Origin of the sequence: Achromobacter sp. NFACC18-2 (assembly GCF_900108985.1) — a bacterium.
Lineage (GTDB): Bacteria > Pseudomonadota > Gammaproteobacteria > Burkholderiales > Burkholderiaceae_B > Achromobacter.
Genome location: NZ_FNYM01000003.1, coordinates 425,638 through 438,711, shown reverse-complemented (window position 1 = coordinate 438,711; position 13,074 = coordinate 425,638). Strand labels below are relative to the sequence as shown.

The following is a 13,074-nucleotide window of genomic DNA, read 5'->3' as shown; positions in this document are numbered from 1 at the left end:
TGAATGCTTGCCTGGCGCGCGCCGGGTCAGGTTTCCTGGTCGAAGTCGATGACCAGCCGGTCGCTGACCGGGAAGCTCTGGCAGCTCAGGATGAATCCGCGCGCGACTTCGTAGTCTTCGAGGGCGAAGTTGGCATCCATGTCCACTTCGCCTTCGATCACCTTGCAACGGCAGGTGGAACACACCCCGCCCTTGCACGAGTACGGCAGTTCGATGCCCTGCGCCAGCGCGGAATCCAGCACGCTGTCTTTGTTCTTGTCGATGACGAACATGCGGCTATGTCCGTCCTGCACCACGGTGACCTCGCACTGCCCCTTGCCGGGCGCCTGCCGCGCGTCCTGGCCGGTGCGCAACGCGCGCGGACCCTTGGGCGCGCCGAAGAGTTCGAACTTGATGTTCGCCTTCGGGATGCCGCGGGCCTGCAGCCGTTCGACCACGCTTTCCGTCATGGTCTGGGGACCACAGACAAAAGCGTAATCGATATCCTCCGGGCTCATCCAGGCCGACATGAGCAGGTCGACCTTGTCGCCGTCCAGGCGGCCGTTGAAGAGCTCGATGTCCTGGGTTTCGCGGCTCATGACGTAGACCAGCGAAAACCGGTCCATGTAGAGATTCTTCAGGTCTTCGATTTCTTCGCGAAACAGCACCGCGGACGAGGCGCGGTTGCCGAAGAACAGCGTGAATTTGCTGCGCGGCTCGGTGGACAAGGCGGTCTTGACCAGGGAAAACACGGGGGTGATGCCGCTGCCCACGGCGAAGGCGACGTAATGGCGCGCGTTCTCGGGCGAAAAATCCACCGTGAAATTGCCCGCGGGCGCCATCACCTCGAGGGTCTGGCCGGGCTGCAGTTCGTGGTTGGCCCAACTGGAAAAAGCGCCCTCGTCGACCTTCTTGATCGCCACGCGCAAGAGCTTGTCGTGCGGCGCCGAACAGATGGAATACGACCGGCGCAGTTCTTCGCCCTTGAGCTGCGTGCGCAGCGTCAGGTACTGGCCGGGCAGGAAGGCGAATTCATCCGCCAACGCCTCGGGCAGGTCGAAGGTCACGACCACGGCGTCGCGCGTATTGCGCGCGACCGATGCCACCTTCAATGCATGGAATTGGTTCTGGCTCATCTCGAAACCACGCTTTAGTGAGTCTTGAAATAATCGAAGGGCTCGTGGCAGGACACGCAGCGGTACAGCGCCTTGCACGAGGTCGATCCAAAATTGCTGACCAGGCGCGTGTCGCGCGAGCCGCAGCGCGGACACGCGATGGCCGGGCCGGCCGTACGGCGGCTGATGCCGGAGATATCGATGGCGCGTTCGGCGGGCGCGGCAATGCCGTAGCCCTTGAGCGCCTCTCGGCCCTTCTCGCTCATCCAGTCGGTCGTCCAGGCTGGCGCCAGGCGCGTTTCCACGCGGACCTGGGCGACGCCGTGGCGTTCCAGCGTCTGGCGGATATCCTGGGTGATTTCGCGCATGGCCGGGCAGCCGGAATACGTGGGCGTGATCACGACCACACAGGCGTCGCCGTCCCACGAGACGTCTCGCACCACGCCCAGGTCCACCACGGACAGCACGGGAATCTCCGGATCGGGGACCTCCTGCAGCCAGGCGTAGACCTGGTCGGCGGCAATGGGCGCGTGGGCGTTCACCACGTCGCTCCCGGGTAGGCGCGAGGCAGGTACTGCATTTCGGCCAGCACGTAACCCAGGGCCTCGGTGTGCCTGCCCTGGCGGCCGCCCCGGTGCGCCAGATGATTCGCGGCGGCTTCGTCAGGGACGGTCAGCGTGGCTTCTTCCAGCACTTCCCGCACGTGCGCGAGCCAGGGTTGGCGCAGCGCGGACAATTCACAGCCGATGCCGCGCGAGGCGATGTCCAGGTCGATGGCGTCGTCGGCGAACAGCTCGCCCGTGAAGCGCCAGGCGTCGTCGATGGCGGCCTGCATCTTGGCATGGCTCTCGGCCGTGCCGTCGCCCAGGCGCACCACCATGTCAGAGGAACGGCGCACGTGGTAGGTCACTTCCTTGAGCGACTTGGCCGCGATGGCGGCGATGCGCTCATCGGCGGATTTTTCCAGGCGCTGCAGCAGGAAGTAATGCCAGACGTCGAACAGGAACTGCCGCGCCATGGTGTCGGCATAGTTGCCGTTGTCGCGCTCGACCAGCAGCACGTTGCGGAACTCGTGCGCGTCGCGCAGATAGGCCAGCGCGTCCTCGTCGCGCCCGGCGCCCTCGACCTCGCCGGCCAGCGTCAGCCACATGCGGGCCTGGCCCAGGAGGTCCAGCGCGGTGTTGGTCAGCGCCAGGTCCTCTTCCAGGATGGGCCCGTGGCCGGTCCATTCGCCCAGGCGCTGCGACAGGATGAGCGACGTATCGCCCAGGCGCAGCAGGTATTCAAAGAGTGCTTTGTCCATGTCTCCCCCGCCCGCCTTACATGTGCTTGATTTCTTCGGGCATCGGGAAGAAGGTCGGATGCCGGTAGACCTTGCTGTTGGCCGGCTCGAACAGCGGATCCTTGTCGCCCGGGCTGCTGGCCGAGATATCGGAGGCGCGCACGACCCAGATGCTCAGGCCCTCATTGCGGCGCGTGTAGACGTCGCGGGCATGGTTGATCGCCATTTCGGCGTCCGGGGCGTGCAGGCTCCCCACATGCTTGTGCGCCAGGCCGTGCTGGCTGCGGATGAAGACTTCCCACAGAGGCCAGTCTTTGCTCATGATGGATTTCCTTTAAAGCCGGGCGCGCGGGGCGCCGACGGTCTGCAATAAATGAAATTAGGAACTGCGAATGCCCAAAAGCTGATCAATCCCGAAGCGCCAGCGAGGGCCAGCGGGGCCGCGCGGATCCGGGCTCCGCCGGTCCGCTGCGGCGCCCCCCTGGGGGGGAAGCGCGCAGCGCTCCGGGGGGGGACTCTAAGCCGCCTTCCGGGCGGACTGTTTATCGGCGTGGGCGACCAGCGCGTCGCGCACCCAGGCGCCTTCCTCGTGCGCCTTGACGCGCGCCGCGAGGCGCTCGCGGTTGCACGGACCATTGCCCTTGAGCACGGCGTAGAACTCGCTCCAGTCGATTTCGCCGAAGTCGTAGTGCCCGCGCTCGGCGTTCCACTTCAACTCGGGATCGGGAATGGTCAGGCCCAGGTATTCGGCCTGGGGAACGGTCTGGTCGACCATCTTCTGGCGCAGCTCGTCGTTGGAGAAGAGCTTGATCTTCCACGCCATGGACTGGGCGCTGTTGGGCGAATCGGCGTCCGACGGGCCGAACATCATCAGCGCCGGCCACCACCAGCGGTTGAGCGAGTCCTGGACCATCGCCTTCTGTTCGGGCGTGCCGTGCAGGCACATCTGCATGAGCAGGTCATAGCCCTGGCGCTGGTGGAAGGACTCTTCCTTACAGACGCGCACCATGGCCCGCGCGTACGGGCCATAGGAACAGCGGCACAGCGGGATCTGGTTGATGATGGCGGAGCCGTCGACCAGCCATCCGATCATGCCGATGTCGGCCCAGCTGAGCGTGGGGTAATTGAAGATGCTGGAGTACTTGGCGCGCCCGGCGTGCAGATCGTCGATCAGGTCGTCGCGGGACACGCCCAGGGTTTCGGCGGCGCTGTACAGATAGAGTCCGTGGCCCGCTTCGTCCTGCACCTTGGCCAGCAGGATGGCCTTGCGCTTGAGCGACGGCGCGCGGGTGATCCAGTTGCCTTCGGGCAGCATGCCCACGATTTCGGAGTGCGCGTGCTGCGAGATCTGGCGCACGAGCGTCTTGCGGTAGGCCTCCGGCATCCAGTCCTTGGCCTCGATGCGAACGCCGTCGTCGATGCGCCGCTGGAACGTCTGTTCCAGGCCTTCGAGCTGGTCCGCGGTCTTGACCTGCTTGACGCCGGTTTCGACGAGTTGAGCGTACATGGTTGTCTCCTTGAGACGGTTTGCGAAAACGCAAGGCAAACGCTGCGCAGTGCCGTCATGTCATAGGCGGATTATTTAATACAAAAAATTCATTGTCAAACTCAAATCTGTATCACATTGGATTTATGTATCATATCCAGGATCCCGATATCGGCCGTCTCCGGCCCCTCTTATGGCAAACCCTCAGTCGCCCCTGGAACGCACGCTGTCCCGCTTATTGAAAAGCGATCCGCCTCGCGCAAAATCGCTGTGTGTCAGTGTGCTGGGCGATGCGCTGGCCCCGCATGGCGGCGCCATCTGGCTGGGCAGCCTGATCGAGCTGCTGGCTCCCCTGGGCATCAATGAACGCCTGCTGCGCACCAGCGTCTTTCGCCTGGTGGCGCAGAACTGGCTGCAATCCGAACGCCACGGCCGGCGCAGCCTGTACCTGATTTCGGAACAGGGCGCGCGCCATACCTCGCACGCATCGCAGCGCATCTACGAAGGGGCTGCGCAGGACTGGAACGGAGAATGGACGCTGGTTGCGCTGCCGCGCACGGGCAACGGCCTGGCAGAGCGCGGCGAACTGCGCCGCGAGCTCACGTGGGAAGGTTTCGGGATGATCGCGCCTGGCCTGTTCGCGCATCCGCACACCGAGGCGCGCGCCGCGCACGACATCCTCGAAAAGCTGGGCATTCCGGACCGCGCCCTGGTGCTGTCGGCCCGCGACCTGGCCGGCGCGGGCGGGCTGCCCATCGCCAGCCTGGCCAGCCAATGCTGGAACCTGGACGACGTGGCCGAACAGTACCGGCTGTTCTCGCGCAATTTCGGTCCGCTGGAAAAGCTGCTGGAAGAAGCGCCCTCGCCCGCCGAGGCCTTCATGGTGCGGGTCATGGTGCTGCACAACTGGCGCCGGATCGTGCTGCACGATCCGCAACTGCCCGCCCCCATGCTGCCTGACAACTGGCCCGGCCACGCCGCGCGCGACCTGTGCGGGCGGCTCTACTGGAAAGTATTCACGCCTTCCGAAATCCACCTGGATGCGCTGGCCGGGCAGGACAACGAACGCTATACGCCCCTGACGGCCGAGGTCGAGTCGCGGTTCGGCGGACGGCCGGCCTGACGCGGCCCCCGCGCGGGTCATCCGAGGCGCGGCTTCAGGACTGAGGATCTGGCTCGGCGGGCATGGCCACGCCCAGGGTGTCGACGTGGCATTCCCCCGCCGCGTCGCGCCCGGGTCCCGGGCGCGCCAGTCCGCGGCTGGTCGCGATGAAAGACAGCGTCCACCGGGCCCGGATCGGCCGGCCCAGCGCCGCGCCGGAATCGGCGTCGATGCCGCTGGGCACGTCCAGGGCCAGCACCGGCGTGTGCATGGCGTTGACGGCATCGACCAGCGATTGCCAGGAAGCATCAAGGGGACGGTTCAGACCGATGCCGAAGAGGCCGTCGATGACCAGGTCAGGCGGCGGTCCGGGCGGTAGCGCGGCGTGGGTGCGGGCTTGCCCGCCTGCGGCCAGCCAGCCGGTCCAGGCGCGCGCGGCGTCGGCGGGCAGCCTGGCCGGCCCGGAAGGTAGCACCACGTGGACGTCAAAGCCCTGCCGCAGCAACAAAGCCGCGGCTTCCAGCGCGTCCCCGCCATTGTTGCCGGGACCGGCCAGCGCCAGGATGGACGCCGTGGCGGGAAACCGCGCCGTGACGAATGCCGCCGCCGCCGCGCCGGCCAGCGGCATCAGGGCGCGCCCCGACGCCAGGGCGCGCTGTTCGGCCAAGCGGATTTGCGGGACGGAATAGGACGGCATGAAGGATCGGGGCGGCCACTCGCCCAGGACACGGTCTGATGCCGAGTGTACGCCGCGACGCTCAGGCGTTCACTCAGACCTTCAGGAAGTGCTCGCGGTAATACTTGAGCTCATCGATGGACTCGTAGATGTCGGCCAGCGCTTCGTGGCGGCTCTTTTTCTCGAAGCCCTTGTAGACCGCGGGCGCCCAGCGGCGCGCCAGTTCCTTGAGCGTGCTGACGTCCAGGTTGCGGTAATGGAAGAATTGCTCCAGGCGCGGCATGTACGCAAACATGAAACGCCGGTCCTGGCTGATGGTGTTTCCGCACATCGGCGACTTGCCAGCCGGCACATGCTGCGCCAGAAACGCCAACAGCGTATCCTCTGCCTGCGCCTCGGTCACCGTGGACGCCTTGACCTTGTCGATCAGGCCGCTCTTGCCGTGGGTGGACTTGTTCCAGCTGTCCATGGCGTCGAGCAGGCTGTCGGGCTGGTGCACCACGATCACCGGCCCCTCAGCCACGACCGTCAGGTCAGGCTCGGTCACCACGACGGCGACTTCGATGATCCGTTCTTTTTCAGGGTCCAGCCCGGTCATTTCCATGTCGAGCCAGATCAGGCGATTTTCGTTCGCAGCCATATAATTTGCCTATAAAACACGCGATTTTCTCACATCCCTACTTGAGCAGACGCATTGCCCATGTTCACACTGCTGTTCGTTGTCTTCCTGCTGACCGATATCGCCGTGCGCATGTGGCTGGCGTCCCGGCAGATCCGCCACGTCGCCCGCCATCGCGACCAGGTGCCTGCGGAATTCTCCCATCGCATCGGGCTGACCAGCCATCAGCGGGCGGCCGACTACACCGTGGCGCGAGTCAGGCTGGGCATGCTGGAGCGGACCTATGACGCCCTGGTGCTGGTGGCGCTGACGCTGCTGGGCGGACTGCAATGGATCGACCTGACGGTCAGCCAGCTTACCAGCAACGACTTCGCGCGCCAGATGCTGCTGCTGGTCGTGGTGGCGCTGGTGCTGGGCCTCTTGGGCCTGCCCTTCACGTTGTGGCGCCAGTTCAAGCTGGAGGCGCGCTTTGGCTTTAACCGCATGACGCCGGGCCTGTTCGTGGCCGACGCCGCCAAGGGCCTGCTGGTGGCGGCAGTGCTGGGCTTGCCGCTGGCAGCCGCGGTCTTGTGGCTGATGGGCAGCGCCGGCACCTACTGGTGGGTCTGGGCATGGGCGCTGTGGACGGCGTTCAATCTGGCGCTGCTGATCATCTACCCGATGTTCATTGCGCCCCTATTCAACAAATTCACGCCGCTGTCCGATCCCGAACTGGCCGGCCGCATCCAGCGCCTGGCGCAGCGCTGCGGCTTTGCCTTGAATGGCCTCTTCGTGATGGACGGCTCGCGCCGCTCGGCCCACGGCAACGCCTATTTCACAGGCTTTGGTAAGTCGCGCCGCATCGTGTTCTTCGACACCCTGCTGGCCCGCCTGAACCCCGACGAGATCGAGGCGGTGCTGGCGCACGAGTTGGGGCATTTCGCCAAGCGCCACATCATCAAGCGCGTCATCTTCAGCTTTGGCGCCGCGCTGGCGTTCTTTGCGATTCTGGGCTGGATCGCCCAACAGCCGTGGTTCTATGTGGGCCTGGGCGTGCTGCCGCAATTGGGCGGGCGCAACGACGCCATGGCGCTGCTGCTGTTCTTCCTGGTCATCCCCGTATTCACCTTCATGTTGACCCCGCTGGCCAGTTGGTATTCGCGCCGCGACGAGTTCGAAGCGGATCGCTATGCCGCCGAACAGAGTTCGCCGGACCGCCTGGTCTCCGCGCTGGTCAAGCTTTACGACGACAACGCTGCAACCCTGACACCCGACCCCGTGCATTCCGCCTTTTACGACAGCCATCCCCCCGCCGCCGTGCGCATCCGCCACTTGATGGCGGCCGCCGCATGAGCGCCCCCTTGGAAGGCCGCATCATTGCCGCCCATGGCCGCCACTACACGGTGGAACTGGCGGACGGCGCCCTGCGCAAATGTTTTCCGCGCGGCAAGAAAGCCGGGGCCGCGGTGGGCGACCGCGTCAGGATCACGCCGCAGGGCAAGGACGAAGGCGCCATCGACGCCATCCTGCCGCGCAGCAATCTGCTGTATCGGTCCGATGAGATGCGGTCCAAGCAGTTCGCATCCAATGTGGACCAGTTGCTGATCGTCATCGCGGTGCGGCCTACCTTTTCGGACGATCTCACCGGCCGCGCGCTGGCGGGCGCGTGGAGCGCGGGCATCTCGCCGCTCATCATCCTGAACAAGACCGACCTGACCGACGAACTGCCGGCCGCCCGCGCGCGCCTGGCCCCGATCGCCGCGCTGGGGGTGGACGTGATAGAACTCAGCGCGCTGGAGCCCCAGAACGTGCAGACGCTGCTGGCCCCGCGCCTGGCCGGACGCACGAGCCTGCTGCTGGGCCAGAGCGGCATGGGCAAGTCCACGCTGCTCAACGCACTGGTGCCCGACGCCGCCGCGGCCACGCGCGAGCATTCGACGGCGCTGGACATGGGCAAGCACACCACGACCAGCACCCGCCTCTATCACCTGCCCGCTCCCGGCGGCGACCTGATCGACTCGCCCGGATTCCAGGCCTTCGGGCTGCAGCACCTTACCCGCGAAGACATCATCCGCGGGTTTCCGGAGTTCACCCAGCCCATCGAGCAATGCCGCTTCTACAACTGCACGCATCGCCACGAACCCGGCTGCGGCGTGGTGGCGGCCTTGCAGGCGGGCACCATCGATCCGGCGCGCTACGCGCTGTACCAGCGCATCCTGGAAGAAAACCTGGCTGGCCAGCAGCGTTATTGACGCCTAGCGCGGCGTGAACCCGTGGCGCAGCAGGTGATACAGATTGCGCAACATGCCGGCGGTCGCGCCCCAGATGAAGTATTTGCCATACGGCATGCCGTAATACTGGCGCACCCGGCCGTCATCGAGCCTGGCTTCATAGAGGCGATGATTGGCCGGATCCATCAGGAAAGACAGCGGCACCTCGAAGACCTCGGCCACCTCGAACGCATCGGGCGCCAGCTCGAAACCCGGACGCACCAGCGACACCACGGGAATGATGGAAAAGCCGGTGGCCGTCAGATACGGCGGCATGCTGCCCAGCACTTCCACGTGGTTGGCCGGCAGGCCGGTTTCTTCCTGGGCTTCGCGCAGCGCCGCTGCGACGGGGGTGGCGTCGCTGGTCTCGATGCGGCCACCCGGAAAGCTGATCTGACCGGCGTGATCATGCAGGTGCGCGGCGCGCTGCGTCAGCATGATGTGCACGCCCTCGTCTCGCGTCACCAGGGGAATCAGCACGGCGGCCGGCACCGGCGTGCCTTCGCGACCGGGATAGCGCAGATCGTTGTCGCGTGAAAGCTCCAGCGTCCACGTGGAGGGCTGGCTCAGCGTGCCCCGCAGCGAATCCGGCGTGAGCAGACTGGTGGGCACGGGAGGCAGCGATTCGTTGGCCACCACCCACGGCTGCGTCGCCGGGTCGAATCCGGGACGTGCCAGCGGCCTTCGAGGCCGCGCGGAAGACGAGGTATCAGACATTCGGCTCAGAAAATAGAAAAAGGCACCCTCGCAGGTGCCTTTTTAACCCGGAAACCCGTGCCGGACGGAAACGCGGATTGGCGTGAACGTCCGACACTGGCAGGGCCGTGTACCGATAAGCGATCAAGCCGCGGAGGCTTGCTTGCTGACCAGCTTTTCCTTGATGCGAGCCGACTTGCCCGAGCGCGAGCGCAGGTAGTACAGCTTGGCGCGGCGCACGTCGCCGCGGCGCTTCACTTCGATGCTGGCGATTTGCGGCGAGTAGAGCTGGAACGTACGTTCCACGGCTTCACCCGACGAAATCTTGCGCACGGTGAACGCGGAGTTCAGGCCGCGATTGCGCTTGGCGATCACAACGCCTTCGAAAGCCTGCACGCGCTTGCGGGTGCCTTCAACGACGTTGACGCTCACGATGACGGTGTCACCAGGAGCAAATTCAGGCTTGGCTTGACCGCCGGTCAGACGGGCAATTTCTTCCTGTTCCAGGATAGCGATGAGGTTCATGAGAACTCCTAGATCATCATGCCTTTGCGGGCTAAGACTTTTGCCGTTCGATGTTGTTCACGCGTAGCTGTCATGCGGCCCAGGCGACGATATCGAATCCGATATCAGCATCCAGGTCGATTCCAGCCAAATGCGTGCGCATTGCAACCGGCTTTCAGGAAGATCCGACAGGCGGATTTCCGGCTTGCTCGGGTTGCGTTGCCATGCCGCAAGCAGAGGATGAGATTTGGCAAACCGATGATTCTACACCAAAAATTCCGAGTCGCCTCGGGTAACATGTGGGGCGCGAGCCAGCTTTGCGGTAACCTTCCATCTTCCTGTAACAAACACGTCATCTGACGCTGTTCCCCCCATGTCGTACTCGTCCCTGATATTGGTCGTCTTGGCGGCAATGGCCCACGCCACGTGGAACCTCATTGCCAAGCGCGCGGCCATGGTGGGCGCGCCCTTCGTCTTTGCCTATGGCCTCTGTGCCTCGGTGCTCTATGCGCCGTGGGTAATCTGGGTGCTGGCGCACGACGGCATGACGTGGACCTGGCCCGTCGTCGGGGCGATCCTGGCATCCAGCCTGTTGCATCTAGGCTACAGCCTGTGCCTGCAGCGCGGCTATCAGGTGGCCGATCTGTCGGTGGTGTATCCGATTGCCCGGGGCACCGGCCCCCTGCTTTCCACCACGGGCGCCTTCCTGCTGCTGGGTGAGCCCGCCACCAGCACCGGCATCGCCGGCATGTTGTGCGTGGTGGCCGGGGTGCTGCTCATCGCCACCCAGGGACGGCTTGCCATCTTCCAGCAGGCCCAGGCGTGGGTGGGCGTGCGCTGGGGCGTGGTGATCGGTTTGTTCATTGCGGCGTACACGGTGGTGGACGCCTACGGCGTGAAAGTGCTGCTGATCAGCCCGGTGCTGTTCGACTGGTTCACCTGTGTGACCCGCACCGCGATGATGACGCCGCACATGCTGCGCCGCCCCGCGCACTCGTGGGAATCCATGCGCGGCCACTGGCATCTGGCCTTGGCCGTGGGATTTCTGTCGCCGCTCGGGTACATCCTTGTGCTGTATGCGCTGCGCAACGGCGCGCCGCTCAGCCTGGTCGCGCCAGCCCGGGAAATGTCCATGATGCTGGGCACCCTGGCGGGCATGTTCCTGCTTCGGGAAAAGGTAGGCATCGGCCGGCTGGCCGGCTGCGTGTCGATCCTGGCGGGGGTGATTTTGCTCGGCGCCAGTTGACGGCGCACGGCGGTCGCAGACCGCCGATCAGAATCCGCCCGCAACGCCCAACCACATCAGGCCGGGGATCATCGCGCCCCAGGCCAGCACCAGCAACACGTCCGTGACCATGGCTTTCATGGTCAGTTGGTTGGCCGCCGGCTGAACCTTGGCGTCCCCAATGCTGTGGTCGCGCGCCGTTGCTGCGGACGCGGCGGGCGCGCTCGGACTGTGGTCGCGCGCCGTTGCCGTCGGCGCGACAGGCGCGCTCGGCGCGATGGCGGGCGCGGGAGCGCGCGTCGGCATGGCGGTCGAGGCTTCATCCGGGGTCGGTGCGGGCGGAAACGGCCAGCGGGCGGCGCTCGAGCGGGGGCTCGACGCGGTGGCGCCCCAGGGCATGGCCAATCCGCTCAAGCGGGCGCAAAACGCGCGGGCGCGGTTCGAGCCGCGGCGCAGCGGGTTCAGGGAGACGGCAAGCTCATCCTGCAGGACGGAAATATCAGCGGTGTTCATGGGAACTCCTTGGAGTAACGTTCCAACGCCGAGGCGGATCGCCCTGGCATGCACCCGAGGCAACGGCAGCCTGCGGTCAATCGAACAAGGACAATTGGCCGGCAGCCATGGCGCGCAATTGGCGCTCGCCGCGCCCGTATGCGCCGCTGACCGCAGGCAAACCACCAGGAAAAGGGACCCCTGAAGACGCTTTCGCGCCAACCGGGGATGGGAAATCGGAAGCGGCATTGCCATGGACAGCGCCAGGCGAACCGCCAGCCCCGCCGTCGAACAAGGAGGCCGACGCGCCCGGCCCGGCGGGCGGCTGGAAGCGACTGCAATCGAGCGACAGGCGCGTACGGTTGAGCCCGAGCTTGCGCGTGGCGACCTCGAAGCGCTGACGCAGCAGGTCTGCCCAGATACCGGTTCCGCGCATGCGCGAGCCGAAATTCGGATCGTTGCGGCGGCCGTTGCGCAGGTCTTCGATGCGGTGCAGGACACGCTGCGCGCGGTCCGGGTAGTGGGCGTTGAGCCAGTCTTCGAACAGGGTCTTGACCTCCCAGGGCAGGCGCAGGACGGTGTAGCTGGCGTAGTGGGCGCCGGCGGCCTTGGCCTCTTGGAGGATGTGTTCCAGGGATTCGTCGTTGATGAAGGGAATGACCGGCGCCACCAGCACGCCCACCGGCACGCCGGCGTCGGTGAGGCTGCGCACGGCTTCCAGGCGACGCCACGGGGCGGCCGCCCGGGGCTCCAGCGTGCGCGCCATGCCGGCATCCAGCGTGGTGATGCTGATGTAGACCACCACGAGGTTCTGCTGGGCCAGCGCCGCCAGCAAGTCCAGGTCGCGGGCGACCAGGGCGTTCTTGGTGACGATGGTGACCGGATGCCGGGTTTCGAGCATGAGTTCAAGCATGCCGCGGGTCAGGCGCCAGTCGCGCTCGATGGGCTGGTAGGCGTCGGTGGCCGACCCGATATTGATCGGCGACGGCTTGTAGCCGGGCCGCGCGAGCTCCGTGCGCAGCGCCTGCACGGCATTGGCCTTGGCGACGAGGCGCGTTTCGAAGTCCAGCCCGGGGGAATAGCCCAGGTAGGAATGCGTGGGCCGCGCATAGCAATACACGCAGCCATGCTCGCAGCCGCGATAGGGGTTGGCGGCCACGTCAAAGGGGATATCGGGCGAATCGTTGCGCGACAGCATCTTGCGCGCCTCTTCTGCGGTGACCGTGGTCTTGGGCGCAGGCGGCGCGGAACGGGTGTCGGGCAGGATGGGAATGACCGGAGAGCCGGCAACGGCGTCGGCAGTCGGGGAAGTATCGGGGACAAAATCGGGGAAAGAATCGGCGGCAGAATCGGGGACGGAATCCACGAAATCGGCAGGCAGGCCGGAAGCGGACCAGCCATCGTCGACCTGCACACGGTCATCGCGTTGGAAGCGATGCCGAACATTAGTAACCGCACCCCGACCGCGCAAGGCGGCGGGGGCGGCAGCCGGGGACCCAGAACCGGCAGGAAAAGAATGATCGGTGCGTGCCATAAAAACTACTGTACAAAAACACAGTGGTTTTGACAAGCACCAAAAGCCCTTTTCGTAAGACAGTCCAACTTTACCGCAAGAAGAAGACATCGTCTGAACAATTCGATTTCATCTT

The 13,074-nt window shown here is 65.5% G+C and carries 15 protein-coding genes; 4 read left to right on the top strand and 11 right to left on the bottom strand.

Translation table 11 applies throughout. The annotated features are described in order from the left end of the window. Positions 1-26: 26 nt before the first annotated feature. From paaE to paaA, 5 genes are all read right to left on the bottom strand, one after another. Complete coding sequence (gene paaE / locus BMW75_RS06865; protein WP_092578021.1) at positions 27-1,115, bottom strand: 1,2-phenylacetyl-CoA epoxidase subunit PaaE; 1,089 nt, start codon at positions 1,113-1,115, stop codon at positions 27-29. 14 nt (positions 1,116-1,129) lie between these two features. Further along, positions 1,130-1,636, bottom strand: a complete 507-nt coding sequence (gene paaD, locus BMW75_RS06860) for a 1,2-phenylacetyl-CoA epoxidase subunit PaaD (RefSeq protein WP_092578070.1) — start codon at positions 1,634-1,636, stop codon at positions 1,130-1,132. Then, positions 1,633-2,397, bottom strand: coding sequence for a 1,2-phenylacetyl-CoA epoxidase subunit PaaC (gene paaC / locus BMW75_RS06855; RefSeq protein WP_076519616.1), 765 nt, complete (start codon positions 2,395-2,397; stop codon positions 1,633-1,635). Before paaC ends, paaD begins: the two co-directional genes overlap by 4 nt. Before the next feature lie 16 nt (positions 2,398-2,413). Continuing rightward, a complete protein-coding gene (gene paaB / locus BMW75_RS06850; RefSeq protein WP_006388300.1) occupies positions 2,414-2,698 on the bottom strand; it encodes a 1,2-phenylacetyl-CoA epoxidase subunit PaaB in 285 nt (94 codons plus the stop codon). Positions 2,699-2,893: 195 nt separating this feature from the next. Further along, positions 2,894-3,883: a 1,2-phenylacetyl-CoA epoxidase subunit PaaA gene (gene paaA, locus BMW75_RS06845; RefSeq protein ID WP_076519614.1), complete on the bottom strand. Its 990-nt coding sequence runs from the start codon at positions 3,881-3,883 to the stop codon at positions 2,894-2,896. Positions 3,884-4,055: 172 nt separating this feature from the next. Between paaA and paaX the strand changes: the two genes are divergently transcribed. Next, positions 4,056-4,985, top strand: coding sequence for a phenylacetic acid degradation operon negative regulatory protein PaaX (paaX, locus tag BMW75_RS06840; protein WP_092578020.1), 930 nt, complete (start codon positions 4,056-4,058; stop codon positions 4,983-4,985). Positions 4,986-5,019: 34 nt separating this feature from the next. Here paaX and BMW75_RS06835 read toward each other — a convergent pair whose 3' ends face one another. Then, entirely contained in the window at positions 5,020-5,661 is a 642-nt protein-coding gene (locus tag BMW75_RS06835) for an NAD(P)H-hydrate epimerase (protein WP_092578019.1), read from the bottom strand. 73 nt (positions 5,662-5,734) lie between these two features. Next, positions 5,735-6,280 carry an oligoribonuclease gene (gene orn / locus BMW75_RS06830; protein ID WP_076519609.1) on the bottom strand — a complete coding sequence of 182 codons (546 nt, stop codon included), beginning with the start codon at positions 6,278-6,280 and terminating at the stop codon, positions 5,735-5,737. 60 nt (positions 6,281-6,340) lie between these two features. Here orn and BMW75_RS06825 point away from each other — a divergent pair, with 60 nt between their 5' ends. Together BMW75_RS06825 and rsgA are read left to right on the top strand one after the other, a co-directional pair. Next, the gene (locus BMW75_RS06825; RefSeq protein WP_092578017.1) at positions 6,341-7,591 is read left to right on the top strand and encodes a M48 family metallopeptidase; all 1,251 of its coding nucleotides are present in this window, start codon (positions 6,341-6,343) and stop codon (positions 7,589-7,591) included. Next, positions 7,588-8,490: a ribosome small subunit-dependent GTPase A gene (rsgA, locus tag BMW75_RS06820; protein ID WP_092578016.1), complete on the top strand. Its 903-nt coding sequence runs from the start codon at positions 7,588-7,590 to the stop codon at positions 8,488-8,490. Before BMW75_RS06825 ends, rsgA begins: the two co-directional genes overlap by 4 nt. A 3-nt stretch (positions 8,491-8,493) precedes the next feature. Here rsgA and BMW75_RS06815 read toward each other — a convergent pair whose 3' ends face one another. Both BMW75_RS06815 and rplS read right to left on the bottom strand, forming a co-directional pair. Then, entirely contained in the window at positions 8,494-9,225 is a 732-nt protein-coding gene (locus BMW75_RS06815; RefSeq protein WP_076519603.1) for a CoA pyrophosphatase, read from the bottom strand. Between the two features lie 123 nt (positions 9,226-9,348). Next, entirely contained in the window at positions 9,349-9,729 is a 381-nt protein-coding gene (rplS, locus tag BMW75_RS06810; protein WP_056567581.1) for a 50S ribosomal protein L19, read from the bottom strand. Positions 9,730-10,081: 352 nt separating this feature from the next. Between rplS and BMW75_RS06805 the strand changes: the two genes are divergently transcribed. Beyond that, complete coding sequence (locus BMW75_RS06805; RefSeq protein ID WP_076519601.1) at positions 10,082-10,954, top strand: DMT family transporter; 873 nt, start codon at positions 10,082-10,084, stop codon at positions 10,952-10,954. A 27-nt stretch (positions 10,955-10,981) separates the two neighbouring features. On the opposite strand, the gene BMW75_RS06800 is transcribed toward BMW75_RS06805, so the two are convergent. Both BMW75_RS06800 and BMW75_RS06795 read right to left on the bottom strand, forming a co-directional pair. Further along, positions 10,982-11,446: a hypothetical protein gene (locus BMW75_RS06800; RefSeq protein ID WP_092578014.1), complete on the bottom strand. Its 465-nt coding sequence runs from the start codon at positions 11,444-11,446 to the stop codon at positions 10,982-10,984. Between the two features lie 76 nt (positions 11,447-11,522). Next, on the bottom strand, positions 11,523-12,959 hold the full coding sequence (locus BMW75_RS06795; RefSeq protein ID WP_092578012.1) for a PA0069 family radical SAM protein: 1,437 nt from the start codon (positions 12,957-12,959) through the stop codon (positions 11,523-11,525). Positions 12,960-13,074: the final 115 nt, after the last annotated feature.

What these genes read in the sequence shown, in the direction of transcription:
- paaE (WP_092578021.1), bottom strand. Translation starts at nt 1,115, where the DNA reads ATGAGCCAGAACCAATTCCATGCATTGAAGGTGGCATCGGTCGCGCGC.
- paaC (WP_076519616.1), bottom strand. Translation starts at nt 2,397, where the DNA reads ATGGACAAAGCACTCTTTGAATACCTGCTGCGCCTGGGCGATACGTCG.
- paaB (WP_006388300.1), bottom strand. Translation starts at nt 2,698, where the DNA reads ATGAGCAAAGACTGGCCTCTGTGGGAAGTCTTCATCCGCAGCCAGCAC.
- paaA (WP_076519614.1), bottom strand. Translation starts at nt 3,883, where the DNA reads ATGTACGCTCAACTCGTCGAAACCGGCGTCAAGCAGGTCAAGACCGCG.
- paaX (WP_092578020.1), top strand. Translation starts at nt 4,056, where the DNA reads ATGGCAAACCCTCAGTCGCCCCTGGAACGCACGCTGTCCCGCTTATTG.
- BMW75_RS06835 (WP_092578019.1), bottom strand. Translation starts at nt 5,661, where the DNA reads ATGCCGTCCTATTCCGTCCCGCAAATCCGCTTGGCCGAACAGCGCGCC.
- orn (WP_076519609.1), bottom strand. Translation starts at nt 6,280, where the DNA reads ATGGCTGCGAACGAAAATCGCCTGATCTGGCTCGACATGGAAATGACC.
- BMW75_RS06825 (WP_092578017.1), top strand. Translation starts at nt 6,341, where the DNA reads ATGTTCACACTGCTGTTCGTTGTCTTCCTGCTGACCGATATCGCCGTG.
- rsgA (WP_092578016.1), top strand. Translation starts at nt 7,588, where the DNA reads ATGAGCGCCCCCTTGGAAGGCCGCATCATTGCCGCCCATGGCCGCCAC.
- BMW75_RS06815 (WP_076519603.1), bottom strand. Translation starts at nt 9,225, where the DNA reads ATGTCTGATACCTCGTCTTCCGCGCGGCCTCGAAGGCCGCTGGCACGT.
- rplS (WP_056567581.1), bottom strand. Translation starts at nt 9,729, where the DNA reads ATGAACCTCATCGCTATCCTGGAACAGGAAGAAATTGCCCGTCTGACC.
- BMW75_RS06805 (WP_076519601.1), top strand. Translation starts at nt 10,082, where the DNA reads ATGTCGTACTCGTCCCTGATATTGGTCGTCTTGGCGGCAATGGCCCAC.
- BMW75_RS06800 (WP_092578014.1), bottom strand. Translation starts at nt 11,446, where the DNA reads ATGAACACCGCTGATATTTCCGTCCTGCAGGATGAGCTTGCCGTCTCC.
- BMW75_RS06795 (WP_092578012.1), bottom strand. Translation starts at nt 12,959, where the DNA reads ATGGCACGCACCGATCATTCTTTTCCTGCCGGTTCTGGGTCCCCGGCT.